The organism is Rhodococcus sp. A14 (assembly GCF_011603105.1).
GTDB classification, from domain to species: Bacteria; Actinomycetota; Actinomycetes; order Mycobacteriales; family Mycobacteriaceae; genus Rhodococcus_F; species Rhodococcus_F opacus.
Map to the genome: position 1 here is coordinate 13473 of NZ_JAAOQS010000102.1, position 18625 is coordinate 32097.

An 18625-nucleotide genomic window follows, 5' to 3' on the forward strand; every position below is an offset into this window, starting at 1 on the left:
GGAGCGGTGGGTTGCGGCGTTCTCCGAAGCGAAGGTGCAAGTCCTTCTTGGGCTGGAACTTCGAATCACTGATCTCACGCCGCCCTTGGCTGTGTGGCCAGGGAGTTACCGAAGTTCGGGATCGCTTACTGTTTAGGCTGTCAGCCAACAGAGTGCAGCCACGACCAATGCCTCGACGCCCGTTTCGAGTGTCGGGTGGATCACCGGTGCGAACTGGGGAGAGTGGTTGCTTGGGATATCACGATGGACAGTGCCGGCAGCGTCCGCCGCTGCCCAAATGTCGGGATCGGTGCCTCCCAGGAACCAGAAAACCGACGCTGCTCCAGATGCGGCGGCGAGTAGTCCAAAATCTTCGCTACCCGAAACCGGATTCACCGGACCGATCTTGTCGTGACCGAGGTGATCCCGCAGGGCGCTTGTGACACGCTCGGTCGCTTCGGCGTCGTTAACGGTGAGCGGGAAGTTGCCGGTGCTGGCGATTGTGGGCGGCGCAGGCGCTCCGGAGGCCGTTGCTTCTGCGCGGGCGATCCGGGTGATCGATGACAGGACGCGTTCGCGGACACCGTCGTCGAATGTTCTGACGTTGATGGAGAGGGTCGCATCCCGGGGGATTACGTTTTCTTTCGTTCCTCCATGCACCGCTCCGACCGTCACCACTGCTGAATCTGCTGGTGCGATCTCACGTGCAACGATGCCTTGAAGCCGCACAATTGTCGTTGCAGCCATGAGTATCGGATCCACGGTCGATTCCGGTTGTGATCCGTGGCCACCACGTCCGTGCATCGTGATGGCCAAGCTGTCCGCTGCTGCCATCAGGACCCCGGGCTTGACGGCGATCGTCCCTGCGGGGCGTGGCACTACGTGTTGGCCTAGAACGACAGTCGGGCAGGGGAACCGTTCGAACAGACCGTCATCGAGCATGCTCTGCGCGCCGGTTCCAGTTTCTTCGGACGGCTGAAAGACCACGAGCAGGGTTCCAGACCAATCGGTGTTTTGCTCTGCGAGTACTTGCGCAGCTCCGACGAGGCAGGTGACGTGGACATCGTGACCGCACGCATGCATGACGGGGACCTCATGGCCGGATTCGTCGATTCCAACCGCATCGCTTGCATAGGGCAAACCGGTCTCCTCCAACACCGGCAGTGCGTCAGTATCAGCCCGGAGTAGCACGGTGGGGCCTGCTCCGTTGCGGAGAATTCCGACCACACCGTGTCCACCGATGCCTGTGGTGACATCAAAACCGTACCGGCGCAGTTGTTCTGCTGCCTTCTCCGAGGTGCGCTCTTCCTGGCCGGACAGTTCAGGGTGGCGATGCAGGTCGACATAGAACTGTGCGAGTTCGTCGCGCATATCATCGATGCGGCTGCGCAGATCGCCCCTGACCAGCGGCTCGGCGCTCACAGCGAGGCCTCGGCGATCTGGACGCGAGCTCTTGCCAGGACACGACTTGACCAACCCGAGATGAAGCCGAGTTGTTCAGCTGCAGAGTGGAAGTTTCTGGCGAGATCAGTCGAGTCTTCGCCGCGGGGGCATTTGTTCCACTCAAGCATGATCAGCCAATTCGGCTGGTCGGATGGGTAGTCGGGATGGTTCCCGCTCCGTTCGCAGACGCGTACCCGTTCCAGCAGGCCGGGGAACGAATCCATGGCGCTGACGCATGCCTGCTGAAGATGCGTGACGAATTCGGTGTCCTGGCCACCGGGTGATGCGGCTTCGAACTGGATGAGAGTCACTACTTCGGGATTGCCGCCGGCTTCCATGTCTCCGTGCTCGGCACGGACATGGTAGGTGGTGTTTGAGCGGTTTGTCATGGCGGCGAGCGCACGGGGGCGCTCTGGGTCGTCCGCATCACTACCTGTTGCTCGATAGGCTGGAGTCTTGAAGATTTCGATGTGCGGGATTTCGTAGATGTCTGCTGTGTGTCCCGACCCGTTGATCTCCTCGTAGGAGGCCGCGGTGAGGAAGCCCGCGGCGAGTAGGTCGGGTAGATGCTTTTCAGCTATCCAGCGGCGGACGTACAACGATTCCTCGGGTTCGACATCGAAACGAGAAAGATAAAGCATGGGACTCCAGTCATAGGTGATTAAGTGCTGGTAAGGGCGCTGTGCCCGGGTCAGCGCGCGGTACGGGTGAGTTCTCCGGCAGCTATTGGTTCTGCATCGTCGAGACTGTTGTTCACGGTCTCCTTCAGGGTCAGGCAGACCAACGCGGTGACCAGGGCGGCGGCCATTATGTAGATCGCCGGCGCCAAGGTGGAACCCGCATGGGCGACGATCAGCGTGAGCACGAACGGTGCTGTCGCGCCGAAGAGAGCAACCGCCACCTGGTACGAAATTCCGAACGCGGTGTACCGAACGCGGGTCGGAAACATCTCGGCGAACGTCGCCGGAACAACACCGTTGAAGGTGGCAACGAACAGTCCCAGCACTGCGAGTCCTGCCGCGATACCCATAACGCCGGTGTTGAACAACATGAAGATCGGGACCGCTAGGACAACAAGGGTCCAGGATGCAGTGAGCAGAATTGGGCGACGTCCGATCCGGTCCGAGAGTGCGCCGAAGTACGGGGTAAATGCCATCGCCACGACCAAGGCGGTGAGGGACAGCGCGGATCCCTGCCACATCTCCAAACCATGTTCCTTCGAGAGGAAGGCGGGCATGAACGAAATGAAGACGTACGTCAGGATTGTGAAGACAACCACCATCCCGACCACTTGCGCCATGCGTGTGTACTGGCCCGACAGTGGCGGCCGCGAACTGTCTTCCTTGGGAAGATCGGCTTCAATCGCGGTGGACGCTGCGACGAAGGCCGGTGTCTCCGGGATCTTGAGGCGCAACACCAAACCTGAGATACCGATCGGGAGGGCCACGACAAACGGGACACGCCAGACCCAGTCGTTGAGCATCTCGGTCGGAACGAGTAGTTGCAACAGCAACGCAGTGATCGCGCCGACCGCCATGCCGACGTTGGCGGTCATGGTGGACCAGGAGCCGTAGAACCCGCGCTTGCCCTGCGGCGCGTACTCGGTGAGGAAGGAAACCGCTCCCGCAAACTCACCGCCGATGGCGAGTCCTTGTACGACCCGGATCACGACGAGCAGAATCGGTGACGCCCACCCGATGCTTTCGTACCCGGGTAGCACACCGATCAGGAAGGTGGCGACGCTCATCGTGATCACGACGATCGAGAGGATGTACTTTCGACCGTATCGGTCGCCGAGCCGCCCGCAGATTGCCGCGCCTACCGGCCGGAAGAAGAAGGCGACACTGAACGTGGCGAAAGTGGCCAGTAGTGCACCGAGGTCGTTGGTGGCGGGGAAGAAGACGTGCGACAGCGTCACCGCGAAGAAGCCGAACAGTGCGAAGTCGAACCACTCACCGAAGTTTCCGATACACGCGGTGATCACGGCCTTCTTCAAGGAGAACGGTGGCGATGTTGTGTTCATAGGGTTTTCCTCTTGGGTCACTACGAGCGGATGAGCCGCTGGCCTGATACCGGGGTAATGCCAAGTATCGGCCGTGACGCACTTCATGCAGTCAATCTGCACTTATCTTGCGCACTTCGGGCATCTATGCTCGATTCATGCAGGATGTATCGGTCAGTGAAGGTGATATTGCATTAGTGCACGCGCTGGAGGTCAATCCGCGGGCGACATGGTCGTTGCTTGGAGAGGTACTTGGCGTCACTCCGATGACAGTGGCGCGGCGGTGGGCGAAGCTGTTTGACCAGGGCGCCGCGTGGATCGCAGTGTTGCCTGGTCCGGTCGCGTGGCATTCGTTCGCAATGATCGGAATCAACTGCGCATCGCCACGGATAGACGAGGTTGCAGCGACCATCGCGCAGGATCCGCTGGCGATCACCGTCGAGGTAACCGCGGGCAGATATGACCTGCTCGTCGCGGTACTCGCCCCGGACATGGCCACGTTGAGTTGGTACATCACGGACCGGCTCAACCGCATCCAATACATCACTTCGACGACGTCAGCGATCGCAACAGAGGTGTTCAGCGAGGGAAGCCAGTGGCGGATTGGTGCGATCTCACGCAATCAAGAACACGACCTCGCGCCAAGCTCGACCGGAATCAGGCCAACCACTCCGGACGTGTCGGACGTGGACCGCGAACTCATCAACGCGCTGAGCTATGACGGGCGTATGAGCTTCGGTGATCTCGCATCGCGGATAGATCGAAATGCGTCGACCGTCATGCGACGACTCGACCGGCTGCTAAAACATGGGCTTGTGACGTTGCGATGTGAGATCGCAAGTTCGCTATCGGGATGGCCCCTGCACGCCAGCCTGCAATTCAGAGTGTCCCCTCAGCATCTCGGGGAGGTGGGGCGTGAACTCGCGAAATGGCCCGAGGTCAGGATGTGCGTCGCACTCGCCGCAGAGCGAAACCTCATGGTCAGCATATGGATTCGGAACGCAAGTGAGCTCACGCTCTTCGAGATGAAGGTACTTCGGGAATTTCCTCACGTGATAGTCGTTGACCGGACTCTGGATCTTCGCGTGATGAAGCGAACCGGCCATATGCTCGATGAAGCGGGCCGTTCGATAGGTGTAGTTCCTATCGATCTGTGGTCACAAGTTCAGCCACGCCAGGCGCCATAGACAGCCGGCCCTACGCCGAGGTGAAGGTGGCGGCGGACTGCACAGTGAGGTTCTTCACGAGTCCGACTGCGTGGGAATCGGTTGCTTGCGACAGGCCTGAGCCACGGCGGACGATCTCAGGCTCGCGGACGCCTCGAAGTACTCGATCTGCCGAAAGCGTGAAATAAGACGACATAAGCAAAACCAATCTTTCAAGTCGGAAAGACTAGTTTTACACAGATTGTGTCCGCTGCCATATTGATAGCTGTACATGACGCACAACACAAGGGGGACCAGATGTCGGTATCATTCGCGACAGAAGTCCAGGTCACAGCGCTGGAAGCCGACCCGTACGGGGTGTATGCCCGCCTGCGGGCGGAGGATCCCGTGGCGTGGGTCCCGTCGGTCAATCGATATTTTGTGACGCGGTTCGACGACGTGATGCAGGTCGAGCGCAACCCAGAGCTGTTCAGCTCCGTCGAGGAACCTTCGCTGATGACTCGCGCCATCGGGGCCACCCTGTTACGCAAGGACGGCGATGATCACCGCCGGATCCGCAAGGCCGCTGAGGGACCGCTTCGGCCGAAGGTAATCAAGGAGCTTTGGGCACCAGCTTTTCGGAACAATGCGGACGCGTTGATCGACGCCTTCATCGAGCGCGGTGATGGTGACCTTGTGAGTGAGTTCGCTGCGCCGCTGGCAGCGCGCAACCTGGCAACCATCCTCGGTCTGCACAACACCACCGCAGGCAACATCCAGCGGTGGTCGCAGGCATTCATCGACGGTTGCGGCAATTACACCGACGATCCCGAGGTCTGGCGACGGTGCGCGACCGCCTGCGAGGACCTCGACGACGCCGTCACCGAAGTAATCCCGGCCGCCAAACGCGACCACGCTCCCACGGTGATTTCGTCGATGGCCAATTCCGGCCTGTCCGACGACGAGATCCGGACCAACATCAAGATCTTCATCGGGGGTGGGGTGAACGAGCCCCGCGATGCGACAGCGGTGGCCATCTACGGCCTACTGCGTCATCCTGCACAGCGAGATGCCGTGCTCGGCGGGGAGATCAGCTGGCGCAAGGTCTTCGACGAGGCAGTTCGATGGATCTCACCGATCGGCATGTACCCGCGCGAGGTGACCGGCACCGTCGAACTCGGCGGGAAGACACTGCACCGCGGTGACAAGCTCGGCGTCATCATCGCCTCCGCCAATCGCGACGAGACCGTCTTCGCCAACCCCGACGCCTTCGATGTCCATCGAGACGTGGCCTCCCACGTAGCATTCGGCGGTGGTCCTCACTTCTGCCTCGGAACCTGGGTCGCGCGTATCTCGATCGCCGACATTGCATTGCCGACGATCTTCCGTCGGCTGCCGAACTTGTCACTGCCCCGACCCGACGACGTACAGATGGCGGGCTGGGTATTTCGCGGACCCACTACGCTGCCTACAACCTGGGAGCGATGACAATGCCTACCATCCAATTCGTCCAACACGACGGGCGCACCGACGACGTCGACGCATCCATCGGTGTGAGCCTGATGAAAGCTGCGGTCGCAGCCGGCGTACCCGGCATACTCGCCGAATGCGGCGGTCAAGCCATGTGCGCGACCTGCCACGTCCACGTGCGTTCGGTTGCCGACTCTTTGCCACCGGTCACCGAGGACGAGGACGAAATGCTCGACTGCGCGACCTCACCCCGCGTATCCAGCAGTCGGCTGAGCTGCCAACTACCGGTGACCGAGGAGTTCGACGGAATGGTCGTTTACGTGCCGCAGGAGGAACTGTGAGTTCCGGCGTGGTGATCGTAGGGGCCGGCCAAGCAGGAATCACGGCCGCGGTCACGCTACGCGATCGTGGATACGGAGGGCTCCTCACCGTCCTCGGCGCCGAAGACGAGCCCCCTTACGAACGCCCGCCGCTGTCGAAGAACTACCTGTATGCCGACCGCAGTGCCTCGCTCGACCTCGCCTTTCGGCCGGAGCAGTACTACACCGACCGGGGCATCACGTTGCGACTCGGCTGTACGGTCACCGCGATCGACCGGGCCGGTCGCCAACTCTCGCTCGACGACGGGTCGGCAATGCCCTATACGGACTTGATCCTGGCCACCGGGACCAGCCCGATCGTGCCGCCCATACCGGGGGCCGACCTCGGCGGTGTGCACGTGTTGCGTTCCCTCGCCGACGCGCGAGCGCTACGCCAGGAACTACGCCACGCGCGGCATCTGAGCAGCATCGGCGGCGGATTCATCGGCCTGGAATTGGCCTCAGCAGCGAGCAGGCTCGGACTCGAGTCATGTGTCCTCGACATCGCCGACCGGGTACTGCAACGTGCGGTGTCGACTACCACGAGCGACTACCTCACCGCCACGCACCGCCAGCGCGGGACCCGCGTGCAACTGAGCACCGGCCTGGCCGAGATTGTCGGTGACGACCATGTTCGGGCGGTCGTGACCGCCGGCGGGGAAAGAATTCGCACCGACCTGGTGGTGATCGCCGTCGGTGTTCGACCGAATACCCGCCTCGCGCAGGAATCGGGACTCGAGGTCGCCAACGGCATCGTCGTCGACGACCATCTCCGCACCCCCGATCCCGCCATCTTCGCGATCGGCGACTGCGCCAACTTCCCCGACGGCTTCTCCGGCCTGCGAATCCGTCTGGAATCAGTGCAGGCCGCCACCGATCACGCCCGACTCGTCGCCGCACAGATCACCGGCGAGGACCCCGGACCGTACCGCAGCGTGCCATGGTTCTGGAGCCACCAGTCCACCACGAAGTTACAAATTGCCGGGTACACCTCCTGCTCGGACGAAGACATCATCCGCGGTGATCTCGAATCGGGACGATTCTCCGTCTTCCGATATGACCAAGGTCGGCTTCGCGCTGTCGAATCGATCAACCGTCCCGCTGATCACGTCAATGCACGCCGCCTGCTGGCAGCAGAGGTGTCGCCCACACCCGACGACATCGCCAGCGCCGCAGATCTACGTTCGCTTCTTCCGGTCGCGACGAGGGTCTGAAATCGACGAGGAGTGTTCCCACCATGGAGATCAACTGCGTTTTCCCGCCGGCCATCAACACACCCGACCACATCGTGCTAGCCGAAGAACTCGGCTACGAACGCGCGTGGGTGTACGACGTTCCCGTCTCGTACGCCGACACCGGGGCCACCGTGGCCTTCGCGGCCAAACGCACCTCGTCAATTCGCCTGGGCGTGTCCGTATTCACCCCCCACCTACGCCATCTCACCGCCAACGCCGCACTGATCGCCTATCTGGCAACGCTCGCCCCCGGACGCTTCGATGCCGGTATCGGCGCCGGCTTCACCAGCTCAACGTATCTGGGCCGCAAACCGTCGAGATGGGCCTACATCGAGGAATACGTCCTGGCGTTGAAGGAACTACTCGCCGGCCGTGACGTCGAATGGGAGGGCACCACGATGAGCCTCATGCACAGCCCCGCCTCGGGTATCAGTTATCCGATCGACGTCACATACTGGATCGCCGCACACGGACCGAAAGGCTTCGGCGTTGCGCAACGCCTCGGCGCGGGTGTGGTCACCAACCCCACCCACGGTGCCAGCCCTGTTCCGTATCAAGGTGCGTGCAACCTGACCTACTACGGCACCGTGCTCGACGACGACGAGCCCATCGACTCGGCCCGTGCCATCGACGCCGCAGGACCGGGTGCCTCACTCGCTCTTCACATGGGTGAACACGGTCCGCTGGCCGGAATGCCCGAGGCCGCCGGCTACGCGGCGGCCGTCGCCCAAGTCCCCGAACACCGTCGGCACCTGGAGATTTACCGCGGTCACCTCATCGAGCCGAACGCCATCGACCGGCAGTTCATCACCGCCGATGTGGTGCGCCGCGGAACCATGACCGGCACCCGCTCGGAGATCGCCGCCACGCTCCGCAAACTTGAGGACGCCGGCGCGAGCGCCGTGCTCTACCAGCCAGCCGGCCGCGACATTCCCCGCGAGTTGCGGGCCTTCCGCGAGGCCGCGGATCTTCGACACTCCCCCACCGCCGCCTCGACCAGCACCACCACCACGGAGACTCAACATGCGTAGAGTCGTCACCGGACGCGACAGGCTCGGCAAATCCTTTACTGTCTCCGGCTGAACTACACGCGCACAACACTTCTCGTCGCTCCCCGGAATCTCCTCGACGGTGGCGTGGTCAACCGACCCGGCACAGCCGGTAGGCAGTTCTTGCTCCCCACTATCGGTGAAAACCGGCTGATCATCCTGACACTGCCACCGATTCCACGATGACCGAGCCCACCTTCGACGGACCCGGATACATCTCCGAGCAGCGACACCCCCACTTGCCTCGCACTCGTCGCCGATTCAGTCTTCGTCGCCTCCGGCGGTGCTGACACGGGCTGTGTCACATCGATGACCCACGCCCATTACGACGCCGCAGAGCACCGAATGAGCACATCGTGAGGGTGACCGGTGCCGGCCACTACTTCGACGGACACCTGAATCTGGTCACCGACATTCCGCTCCATCATCAAGTGGCTCGACTGACACGCGGGCCTCGGCTGCACTGATCTGTTCAGAAAGCGAGAACTCTGTGACCAATCCGGTCAAAGCCATACCTGCAAAGACGCGCAGACTCGAAGCGCGCCGCGTCGCCACCGCGACTTTCATCGGCACGACACTCGAGTGGTATGACTTCTACATCTACGCCGCGTGCGCAGCTCTAGTCTTCGGACCCTTGTTCTTCCCCTCCGACGATGCGCTGATCGGCCAACTCGCCGCTCTGGGCACCTTCGCCGTCGGATTCGTCGCCCGCCCTCTCGGTGGTGTGATCGCTGGACACTTCGGCGATCTGTTGGGACGGAAGAAGATGTTGGTCCTCACCATGCTTGCCATGGGAATCTCCACCTTCGCGGTCGGGCTCCTGCCTACCTACGCCACCGCTGGCGTCATCGCCCCCGTTCTGCTCGTCGTTCTGCGGCTGATCCAAGGTGCAGCAATGGGCGGGGAGTGGGGTGGCGCGGTGTCGTTGGCCGTCGAGCACGCTCCGCCCGGCCGCCGCTCCGTATACGGCTCTGCCCCGATGTTGGGCTCGCCTGCCGGACTGATGTTGGCGAACGCGGTGTTGCTGGGACTGGTCGCCGTGACCGGCGACAACTTCGCGGTTTGGGGATGGCGGATGGCGTTCCTCAGCAGCATCGTGTTGGTCGTCGTCGGGATCTACACACGGCGAAAGCTCCCCGAAAGTCCCGATTTCGACGAAAATGCGGCCGCGAAAACCGAGCGCATCCCGCTGCTCGAGGTCGTCACACGCCATCCGCGCGCCCTACTGGCCGCGCTGGTGATCTCCGGCGTTCCCGGCATCTCCACCTACATGGTTCTGACCTACGCTCTCAGCTACGGCACCGCCGAGATCGGCTACTCGCGGACCGCCTTGCTCGTCATCGGCATCGTCGTCTGCGTCCTTCAGTTGGTGGCGATTCCGCTCCTGGCCGGGATCGCCGACCGATCCGGCACCCGCAAACTCGTACTCCTGGCAGCGGTATTGCAGGCTGCCGGAGCAGTGATCCTATTCCCGCTGATCAACACCGGCAACCTTGCCTTGGCCGCCCTCGGCAGCATCTTCGGTGTCCTTCCGACCGCGCTCACCTACGCCGTCCTCCCTGCCATACTCAGCGAGCAATTCCCGACCAAGATCCGGTACACCGGCATCTCCCTGGCGTACCAGCTCGGCGCCATCCTCGGCGGTGGGATAGCGCCGATCATCGCAACGGCACTGCTGGCAGCGACCGGCACCTCGACGGCGATCGGCCTCTATATGGTTGCAGCGAACGTACTCATGCTCATCTGCGTGTTCGGGTTGCGCCGTAGCCCCCGTACACAGTTCGCAACGGTGTCCAGCACAACGGATTAAAAATGCGTGGCAAGCTTAAGTATCGCGGGGACTTCGAGGCGAGCACGACCATTAGAAGAGGTCCTGCGCCGCCTCGATCAACGTTGCCGCGCGCCGCGTCAGCTTGACCGCCTCCGGCCAGGCGAGGACCACGCGGCGCACATCGGTGGAATCGCGAATCGGCAACGCGACGAGAGGTTTTCCTTCGTAACTCACATCGACCGGCCACTTCTGAACCAGAATCGAGTATCCCAGTCCCCGCGCGACCAGGCACCGCACAAGTTCGATGTTGGGTGTTACGTGCCGGATATTGGGACTCAGCCCCTCGCTGCGCAGCATCTGCGCAGCATTGCGGGCGCTGGGGGCATCGAACATGATCAACGGAAGATCCGCGACATCGGACAACGAAATCGATTCCTGATGGGCGAGCGGATGTTCGGCCGACAGGATGACGTAGGGGGTTGTGGTTTGGACGGTGGTTGTGGTGAGCGGGGCATTGCTGTCGTCGGCGTAGAGGAACGCGACTTCACATCGCCCTTCGACGAGCGCATCTCGCATCTCCTCACCTGCACCCTCGATGACGGTGACGGTCAGGGATGGATGGCGGGCGGCGAACTCGTCGAGAACGGGGGGAATGACGAACGGTGCCAGTGTCACGTAGCAACCGACGGTGAGCGTGCCGTGCAGAGTGTTGCTCAACGAGTGTGCGTCGCGCCGCAACTCCCCCGCGGCTTCGAGTACCCGACGCGCGTCAGAGAGCACCCGTGCACCAGCGTCGGTGAGCACCACTCCTTTGGCCTTGCGCCGAACCAGGAGCTGCACAGCGAGGTTCTTCTCGAGATCCGCGACCGCCAGGGACACGGCCGCTTGCGACGCATGACAGGCCTGAGCCGCGGCGGTGATCGATCCCAGTCGCGCGGCCGCCTCGAAGTACTCGATCTGGCGAAGCGTGAAATCAGACGACATAAGCAAAACCAATCTTTCAAGTCGGAAAGACTAGTTTTACACAGATTGTGTCCGCTGTCATATTGGTAGCAGTACATGACGCACAACACAAAGGGGACCAGATGTCGGTATCTTTCGCGACAGAAGTCCAGGTCAAAGCCCCGACTGGTACAGATGTGGTCCGCCGTGGAACCATGACCGGCACCCGCTCGGACACCGCCGCCACGCTCCGCAAACTGGACGACGCCGGCGCCAGCGCCGTGCCCTACCAACCGGCCGGCCACGACATTCCCCGCGAATTGCGAGCATTCCGCGAGGCCGCGGAGCGTCGACACGCCCCCACCACCGCCTCGACCAGCACCAACACCAACACCACGGAGACCCAATATGCGTAGAGTCGTCACCGGACACGACAGCGCCGGCAATTCCATCATCGTCTCCGACGGTCAACCTGCACGCGCACACGACTTTTCATCGTTCCCGGGATTCTCCTCGACGGTGGCGTGGTCAACCGACCCGGCACAGCCGGTCAGTGCCACCGGCGACGACCCCGCACCCGGTGTGCAGTCCCTACTCCCTGCTGTCGGCGAAACCCGGCTGATCATCCTGACCCTGCCACCCGACTCCACGATGGCCGAGCCCACCTTCGACGGCCCCGGATACATCGCCGAGCAGCTCGAGCATTCACCAGGGCTTGCCGAGACGTTCGAGCCCAATGGAATGCACCGCACCCCCACCATCGACTACACCCTCGTCCTCGACGGCGACGTCACCCTCGAACTCGACAACGAGGTCAGCACCGACCTGCACACCGGCGACCTGGTCGTGCAGAACGCCACCCGACACGCGTGGCGCAATCGCAGCGGCCGCACCGTGACACTGGCCGCGATCCTCATCGGCACCAAGCAGGAGAACTGAGACCATGCCATTCTTCACCCAAGTCGGTCACGTTCCGCGGAAGCGCCATGTCGCATTCCGCCAACCGGACGGCTCACTGTATTGGGAGGAGCTGATCGGGGAAGACGGCTTCGTCGGCGACACCTCGCTGCTGTACCACCGCAATCCGCCGAGCGCGCTGACTGCGATCGAGACCGTCGAAACCCCAGACGAGGGCCTGCACCCGAACCAACCGCTCTCGCCGATCCACCTGACCCCGCACAGCCTGCCCATCAAGGGCGACGCGGTCCTGGACCGAGTGCTGTTGCTGTCCAACGACGATGTCCGCATCTCCTATGCCGTCGCAACCGAAGACAGCAGCCTGTACAAGAACAGCACCGGTGACGAACTGGCCTACGTCGAAAGCGGCAGCGGCGCCCTCGAGAGCACCTTCGGCCGGATCGAGATCGTCGAAGGCGACTACGTCATCGTCCCGACCTCCACCATCCACCGGTGGACCGTCCGCGGAGACGACGAACTTCGGCTGCTGTTCGTCGAAGCGCGCGGGCACATCGATCCGCCGAAGCGCTACCTGTCCGAGCGTGGGCAGTTCATCGAGGGCACCCCCTACTGCGAACTCGACATCCGCCGCCCCACCGAGCTGCTCGACGAGTCCGGCTCGGATGTGCCCGTCATCGTCCGGACCCGCACCGGGCTGACCCGCAACGTCCACAAACACCATCCCTTCGACGTGGTCGGATGGCACGGCGGCATGTACCCGTGGAGCTTCAGCATCCACGACTTCGAACCGATCACCGGCAGCCTGCACCAGCCGCCGCCGATGCATCAGATCCTCGAAGCCCCCGGCTTCGTCATGTGCAACTTCGTCCCGCGGTTGCTCGACTACAACCCGAACGCGGTACCGATCCCGCCGTTCCACTCCAACGTCGACAGCGACGAAGTCCTCTTCTACGCGAAGGGACAGGCCAAGACCCGGCAGGGCACCGGCGTCGGGCTCGGATCGATCACGGTCCACCCGGCCGGCTTCATCCACGGCCCGCACCCGGGCAACGTCGAACGAGCGCTCGGCGCCGCCCGCGCCGACGAATACCAGGTCATGGTCGACACCCACCGGCCCCTGCAGCTGTCCGCCGCTCTCAAGGACTGTGTCGATCCGGAATACCCATTCACCTGGGCAAACCTGGAAGAATCCAACGCAGGCACACGGAAGGTGCCCAGTGATGCGTGAGCTGCTCCCAGTTCCGATGCAGGCCACGATGGGCGGCGACGTCTACTCCGGCATCGCCCGCGCCTCCGGCACACTCTGGTGCGGCCGCGAGCGCGCGACCGAGGGCCGGCGTTCGGACACCGTGCTGGTGTTCTGCCATCCGAGCTCGAATTTCGTCGGCCACTACGCCCTGGCACCCTGCGCGCAACTCGGGATGGATGCGGTCGGAGTCGTCACCCGCTACGCCGGCAACGACACCCAGGTCATCCTCGAAAACTGTGTGTCCGACCTGGGTTCGATCATCAAGCACCTCCGCGAGACGGAGGGGTACGAGCGCATCGTGCTCGTCGGCAACTCCGGGGGTGGCGGTTTGGCCGCCCTGTACCAGGCCGAGGCCGAGAACCCGAGCATTCGCGACGCCCCCGGCGGCGGAGGCACCGACCTCACCCGCGCCGAACTACCGCCGGTGGACGCCTTGGTGATGCTCAATGCACACGCGGGCCGCGCCGACCTGATCCAGGGCTGGCTCGACCCCGCGATCATCAGCGAAGACGACCCCTTCCGGCGAGATCCACAGCTGGATCTGTTCTCCGGTCGCACTGTCCCCCTCGATCCGGAGTGGGTGGCCACCTACCGGGACGCCCAGGCCCGCCGGATGACGCGCATCACCGACTGGGTCAAAGCGCAGCTGACCGAGCTGACCGAACGCTACAGCGCCGACGTACCGGATCTGCCGTTCCACGTTCACGGGACGTGCGCGGACCCACGATTCGTCGATGTCACCCTCGACGCCTCCGACCGTGAACCCGGGACCCTGTGGGGGGATCCGATGTCGGCGAATCTTCGACCGGTCACCCTGGGAAGTTTCAGCACCCTGCGATCCTGGCTGTCCCAATGGAGTGTCGCTGACAGCAACGGATACGGCCCCACCTGCCTCGAGCGGGTGAGTGTGCCGGTTTTCGTCGCCTATGGAACCGCAGACCGCGGATGCTTCCCATCCATGGCGTCCGCTCTCTATGAGGGTGCACCGCATCCCCGCAAGGAACTACTCGCTGTCACCGGCGCCGGACACTACTTCGACGGCCGACCCGACCTGGTGTCCGACACGCTCGCTTCGATCATCAAGTGGCTCGACTGATCTCGTCGATCGCCGCCAGTACACAGGTATGACCTACCTACGCGTCCGACGCTCGGGCGTGGTCGACAGACCGTGCCCGAGTATCCGGCGCCAACCCGAACAGAAGAGGTCTTTGTCATGGACAAGGTCGTCCGCACCGCACGGGAAGCAATCGAGGGAATCGCCAGTGGCGATTCCCTGTCGGTCGGAGGATTCGGCCTGTGCGGAATTCCCAACGTCTTGATCGACGCGCTCCTGACGACGGGCGTCGACAACCTCGAAGTGGTCTCGAACAACTGCGGTGTCGACGACTGGGGGTTGGGGCTACTGCTCAACGAAGGACGTATCCGGCGGATGGTGGCCTCCTACGTCGGCGAGAACAAGGAGTTCGAACGGCAGTACCTGCAAGGCGAACTCGAAGTCGAACTTGTCCCCCAGGGCACCCTCGCCGAGAAACTCCGGGCCGGCGGATCCGGTATCCCGGCATTCTTCACCGCAACCGGTGTCGGCAGCCAAGTCGCCGAAGGCGGGCTACCCCGGCGGTTCAATGCACAGGGCCAGGTCGTGCAGACGAGCCCACCGAAAACGGTCCAGGAAATCACCTTCGCCGGCCGGACCCGCCCGTACGTGCTCGAGGAAGCCATCACCTGCGACTTCGGGCTCGTCCGAGCTTGGAAGGGCGACCGGCACGGCAACCTCGTCTTCCGCAAGTCCGCCCGCAACTTCAACCCCCTCGCCGCGATGGCCGGACGGACCACCATCGCGGAGGTCGAGATCCTCGTCGACCCCGGAGAACTCGACCCTGACGAGATCCACCTCCCCGGCATCTATGTGCACCGGGTACTGCCCCTCACTGCCGACCAAGCCGCCGACAAACGAATCGAGAAGCGCACCACGCTCCCCCGGCCGAACTGCACGCCCTCCACCACGGCAGGTGATATCACCGCGGCTACGGACGTAGCGGCGGTGAGCGGCGCGACCTTGCGTGGTCTCTCGCGGGAACAGATGGCCGCCCGTGCAGCCGCCGAATTGTCGGACGGGGACTACGTCAATCTCGGTATCGGTCTGCCCACTCTGGTTTCGAACTACGTTCCCGACGATGTCGAGCTGGTGCTGCAATCGGAAAACGGTGTGCTGGGAACCGGGCAGTACCCGTACGAGGGCGACGAGGACGCCGACCTGGTCAACGCCGGTAAGGCCACCGTCACCCTGCGCGAGGGGGCGTCGATCTTCGACTCCGCAACCAGCTTCGGCATGATCCGCGGCGGCAAGATAGACGTCGCGATCCTCGGCGCGATGCAGGTATCCGCCACCGGTGACATCGCCAACTGGATGATCCCCGGGAAGATGGTCAAGGGCATGGGCGGTGGCATGGACCTCGTCGGTGGCGCCAAGAAGGTCGTCGTCCTCATGGAGCACGTGGCCAAGGACGGATCATTCAAAATCGTGCCATCGTGCACCCTACCCATCACCGGTCTGGCTGTCGTCGAACGCATCATCACGAACCTATGCGTTTTCGACATCACCGTCCGCGGCCTCGTCTTGAGAGAGCTCGCACCGGGAGTGACCGTAGAAGCCGTCCGGGCTGCCACCGAACCCGACTTCGCCGTCGAACTTCACACGTCACCAGCCTGATCCCTGAGGCAACGACAACGCATCACCGCGGAGACGTGTTCGGCAATCCCTCCGCGACGCACAACAGCAGCTATCGCCGGTTTCCGGTGCGCGAGACCGGTTCATATCCGACCTCACCCATCACCAGTTGCCTGAGACCAGTTCCAACCATACGGGCGCCTGTACATGCGGCGGGTGCACCACCACATCTCGTACTCCACTGCCCCAACCGCCAACCCAGGAAGATACACAATGAAATCGACCATGCGCGTCGCCCGTCTGCACGCATTCGACCAGCCGCTGAAGATTGAGGAGATTCCCGTTCCAAAACCGCGTCCGACCGACGTCCTCGTCGAGGTCAGGGCCTGCAACATCGTTCCGAACCTGCGAAACGTCCTCGCATCCTACGGCGAGTGGTTCCCGCAATTACCGCTGCCGAAGTTGCCCGCCACCTTCGGGCTCGACTCAGCCGGTGTCGTCGCTGCGGTCGGCAGCCACGTCACGAACGTGGCCGTGGGAGACAGGGTCTACATCAATCCCGGTCTGTCCTGCGGGGCCTGCCGGGCATGCCGCCGCGGCCAGGACCAAAACTGCGACTCCTACACGTTCATGGGATACTTTTCCTTCGGCGCGGACGGACAGCGACGCTTCGACGCCTACCCCTACGGCGGACTCGGCGAGTACCTCACTGCGCCGCAGCGCAACCTGGTCAAGCTTCCCGACGCGGTCAGTTTCGAAGAGGGCGCCCGTTTCGGTTACCTCGGAACCGGCTATTCGGCCCTTCACCGGTCCGGCGTCGGACCGGGGTCGACCGTCTTCATCAATGGAATATCCGGAACCCTCGGTCTCGGTACATGTCTCAGCGCACTCGCGATGGGTGCGACCCGCGTGTTGGGCACCGGCCGCAACGCTGACCTTCTCGACGAAGTCAAGGCAATCGCCGCCGACCGCATCCACGTGCTCACTGCCGGATCCGGGGATCTACGCAGCTGGACCCGCGAGCACAACGACGGCGACGGCGTCGACGTCGTGATCGACGCCCTCGGCCCCGGGGCACCGGCCGAGGCATACCTCGACGCCCTCGCAACGCTCCGACGGGGCGGCATCGCAGTCGATGTCGGCGGCATGATGGAATCTCCTCAGCTGGACATGATCTCGGTGATGACCAATCAGCTCACAATCCTCGGGAGCGTGTGGTTCTCCACCGCCGAAGCCCAGGACATGGCCGACCTCGTCGGCACCGGCCAACTCGACCTCTCCATCCTCGAGCATCACACCTTCCCCCTGGAAAAGATCAACGAAGCGCTCGAGGACCTCCCCGCCCGGCACGGCGGTTTCTCCAACTTCATCAGCGTTCCCTGACGTTCAGGGGGCACCCGAGCCGAACCAGGCGCAGGCGCCCCCTGGCCGGTGCGCCCGTTGCGAGGCGTAGTACCGCACTCGCGTGGACTCTCGAACCGCGAGGGGGCGGCGGGCCCGAAGAATATCCGCCGATTCGGCGATCGTGCCCCAGCAACACCGCGTCGGGATCCGCCGGGTCTCGCACGAAACCCGCTCGAGCGCCGGGTAGCTCACGGAGGAGATGCATCGCTGACCCACATCACCCATGCCAGTGACGCGTGCACAGTACGTCAGCCGGTCGCCAAAGGCCAGCGCCGGTGCGACGGCCGAACGCGAGGGCCCCGCAGTTCTGCGGCGCTAGGAGGAACCTTCGATAGCGCGCGCAACTTGCACTCCCCTTCCTCCCTCCTGCGACGAGGTCTCCCAAACTTCCAAAGGCTTCCTCAGTCCCGATCAGATGTGTGATTCCCATGAACTCTCGTGAATATCGGCAATGGCGCCACAGGCGGCGCGCCACTTGGATCGATGCGAACCGCAAGCGCAACCATCCTGACACCGACGTTGAGCAACTCATCGAGTTCGCCATCAGGTGGGCACCATTCGGGGGCGCGACCGAGGAGGAAATATTTGTGCACTTCGGAATAACAACGCGCAGGTTCATCGAGCGGTTGTGGCAGGTTGTCCCTGAATCGAACTGTGTCCCGGACGAGATACGCAGATTAGCGAGCGCATACCCGTACCACCGCCGAACCGGCGGCTCATGCGGCTGACGGTCCGGCAGATCCCGAGGTTGCGAAGGCACTGTCATCCCTGCAGGAGGAGGCCTTGTCAAGGGTGGCGTTCTACAGGTTTCGGCTCCATGCGGACACCGCTGGATGAGGGCCGGGGGTCAAGACACAGCGCCCGCGACGTGAGCGAGGACGAATGGTCTTGATGGTGGCCCGGCCCGGCGCAGACTGGTATGAGCCCGATAACGCCGGAGGCCCGAAACGCAATTCGACTTCAGTATGTTGTTGTGGTGCAACGTCTCCAG

The 18625-nt window shown here is 63.2% G+C and carries 16 protein-coding genes; 12 read left to right on the top strand and 4 right to left on the bottom strand.

All coding sequences use genetic code 11. The annotated features are described in order from the left end of the window. Positions 1–132: 132 nt before the first annotated feature. The 3 genes from G9373_RS35685 to G9373_RS35695 are packed head-to-tail and all read right to left on the bottom strand — an operon-like array spanning position 133 to position 3445. The gene (locus tag G9373_RS35685) at positions 133–1350 is read right to left on the bottom strand and encodes an amidohydrolase (protein WP_167119687.1); all 1218 of its coding nucleotides are present in this window, start codon (positions 1348–1350) and stop codon (positions 133–135) included. Between the two features lie 47 nt (positions 1351–1397). Then, the gene (locus G9373_RS35690; protein WP_167119641.1) at positions 1398–2063 is read right to left on the bottom strand and encodes a hypothetical protein; all 666 of its coding nucleotides are present in this window, start codon (positions 2061–2063) and stop codon (positions 1398–1400) included. Positions 2064–2113: 50 nt separating this feature from the next. Further along, on the bottom strand, positions 2114–3445 hold the full coding sequence (locus G9373_RS35695; protein ID WP_167119644.1) for an MFS transporter: 1332 nt from the start codon (positions 3443–3445) through the stop codon (positions 2114–2116). 137 nt (positions 3446–3582) lie between these two features. Between G9373_RS35695 and G9373_RS35700 the strand changes: the two genes are divergently transcribed. From G9373_RS35700 to G9373_RS35725, 6 genes are all read left to right on the top strand, one after another. After that, entirely contained in the window at positions 3583–4611 is a 1029-nt protein-coding gene (locus G9373_RS35700) for an Lrp/AsnC family transcriptional regulator (protein ID WP_167119647.1), read from the top strand. 276 nt (positions 4612–4887) lie between these two features. Continuing rightward, complete coding sequence (locus G9373_RS35705; protein WP_167119650.1) at positions 4888–6057, top strand: cytochrome P450; 1170 nt, start codon at positions 4888–4890, stop codon at positions 6055–6057. A 2-nt stretch (positions 6058–6059) separates the two neighbouring features. After that, entirely contained in the window at positions 6060–6380 is a 321-nt protein-coding gene (locus tag G9373_RS35710; RefSeq protein ID WP_167119653.1) for a 2Fe-2S iron-sulfur cluster-binding protein, read from the top strand. Continuing rightward, positions 6377–7612 (top strand): FAD-dependent oxidoreductase, encoded by a 1236-nt coding sequence (locus tag G9373_RS35715; protein ID WP_167119656.1) that lies wholly within the window; start codon positions 6377–6379, stop codon positions 7610–7612. Before G9373_RS35710 ends, G9373_RS35715 begins: the two co-directional genes overlap by 4 nt. 23 nt (positions 7613–7635) lie before the next feature. Continuing rightward, positions 7636–8664 (top strand): LLM class flavin-dependent oxidoreductase, encoded by a 1029-nt coding sequence (locus G9373_RS35720; protein ID WP_167119658.1) that lies wholly within the window; start codon positions 7636–7638, stop codon positions 8662–8664. A 508-nt stretch (positions 8665–9172) separates the two neighbouring features. Next, positions 9173–10492: an MFS transporter gene (locus G9373_RS35725; RefSeq protein ID WP_167119661.1), complete on the top strand. Its 1320-nt coding sequence runs from the start codon at positions 9173–9175 to the stop codon at positions 10490–10492. Positions 10493–10543: 51 nt separating this feature from the next. On the opposite strand, the gene G9373_RS35730 is transcribed toward G9373_RS35725, so the two are convergent. Further along, positions 10544–11437 (bottom strand): LysR family transcriptional regulator, encoded by an 894-nt coding sequence (locus G9373_RS35730; RefSeq protein ID WP_133986897.1) that lies wholly within the window; start codon positions 11435–11437, stop codon positions 10544–10546. A 173-nt stretch (positions 11438–11610) separates the two neighbouring features. On the opposite strand from G9373_RS35730, the gene G9373_RS35735 reads away from it, so the two are divergent. The 6 genes from G9373_RS35735 (at position 11611) to G9373_RS35760 (ending at position 17613) form a co-directional block, all read left to right on the top strand. Next, a complete protein-coding gene (locus G9373_RS35735; protein WP_206033146.1) occupies positions 11611–11811 on the top strand; it encodes a hypothetical protein in 201 nt (66 codons plus the stop codon). Further along, complete coding sequence (locus tag G9373_RS35740) at positions 11804–12334, top strand: cupin domain-containing protein (RefSeq protein WP_133986899.1); 531 nt, start codon at positions 11804–11806, stop codon at positions 12332–12334. Before G9373_RS35735 ends, G9373_RS35740 begins: the two co-directional genes overlap by 8 nt. Before the next feature lie 4 nt (positions 12335–12338). Next, positions 12339–13541 carry a cupin domain-containing protein gene (locus tag G9373_RS35745; protein ID WP_167119664.1) on the top strand — a complete coding sequence of 401 codons (1203 nt, stop codon included), beginning with the start codon at positions 12339–12341 and terminating at the stop codon, positions 13539–13541. Continuing rightward, a complete protein-coding gene (locus G9373_RS35750) occupies positions 13534–14658 on the top strand; it encodes an alpha/beta hydrolase (RefSeq protein ID WP_167119667.1) in 1125 nt (374 codons plus the stop codon). Before G9373_RS35745 ends, G9373_RS35750 begins: the two co-directional genes overlap by 8 nt. Before the next feature lie 117 nt (positions 14659–14775). Beyond that, entirely contained in the window at positions 14776–16272 is a 1497-nt protein-coding gene (locus tag G9373_RS35755) for a 3-oxoacid CoA-transferase (protein WP_167119670.1), read from the top strand. 231 nt (positions 16273–16503) lie between these two features. Beyond that, positions 16504–17613 carry an alcohol dehydrogenase catalytic domain-containing protein gene (locus tag G9373_RS35760; RefSeq protein WP_167119674.1) on the top strand — a complete coding sequence of 370 codons (1110 nt, stop codon included), beginning with the start codon at positions 16504–16506 and terminating at the stop codon, positions 17611–17613. Positions 17614–18625 lie beyond the last annotated feature (1012 nt).

Coding starts and splice junctions, on each gene's coding strand:
- G9373_RS35705 (WP_167119650.1), top strand. CDS start 4,888: ATGTCGGTATCATTCGCGACAGAAGTCCAGGTCACAGCGCTGGAAGCC.
- G9373_RS35710 (WP_167119653.1), top strand. CDS start 6,060: ATGCCTACCATCCAATTCGTCCAACACGACGGGCGCACCGACGACGTC.
- G9373_RS35750 (WP_167119667.1), top strand. CDS start 13,534: ATGCGTGAGCTGCTCCCAGTTCCGATGCAGGCCACGATGGGCGGCGAC.
- G9373_RS35755 (WP_167119670.1), top strand. CDS start 14,776: ATGGACAAGGTCGTCCGCACCGCACGGGAAGCAATCGAGGGAATCGCC.
- G9373_RS35685 (WP_167119687.1), bottom strand. CDS start 1,350: ATGCGCGACGAACTCGCACAGTTCTATGTCGACCTGCATCGCCACCCT.
- G9373_RS35760 (WP_167119674.1), top strand. CDS start 16,504: ATGAAATCGACCATGCGCGTCGCCCGTCTGCACGCATTCGACCAGCCG.
- G9373_RS35700 (WP_167119647.1), top strand. CDS start 3,583: ATGCAGGATGTATCGGTCAGTGAAGGTGATATTGCATTAGTGCACGCG.
- G9373_RS35720 (WP_167119658.1), top strand. CDS start 7,636: ATGGAGATCAACTGCGTTTTCCCGCCGGCCATCAACACACCCGACCAC.
- G9373_RS35735 (WP_206033146.1), top strand. CDS start 11,611: ATGACCGGCACCCGCTCGGACACCGCCGCCACGCTCCGCAAACTGGAC.
- G9373_RS35740 (WP_133986899.1), top strand. CDS start 11,804: ATGCGTAGAGTCGTCACCGGACACGACAGCGCCGGCAATTCCATCATC.
- G9373_RS35695 (WP_167119644.1), bottom strand. CDS start 3,445: ATGAACACAACATCGCCACCGTTCTCCTTGAAGAAGGCCGTGATCACC.
- G9373_RS35745 (WP_167119664.1), top strand. CDS start 12,339: ATGCCATTCTTCACCCAAGTCGGTCACGTTCCGCGGAAGCGCCATGTC.
- G9373_RS35730 (WP_133986897.1), bottom strand. CDS start 11,437: ATGTCGTCTGATTTCACGCTTCGCCAGATCGAGTACTTCGAGGCGGCC.
- G9373_RS35690 (WP_167119641.1), bottom strand. CDS start 2,063: ATGCTTTATCTTTCTCGTTTCGATGTCGAACCCGAGGAATCGTTGTAC.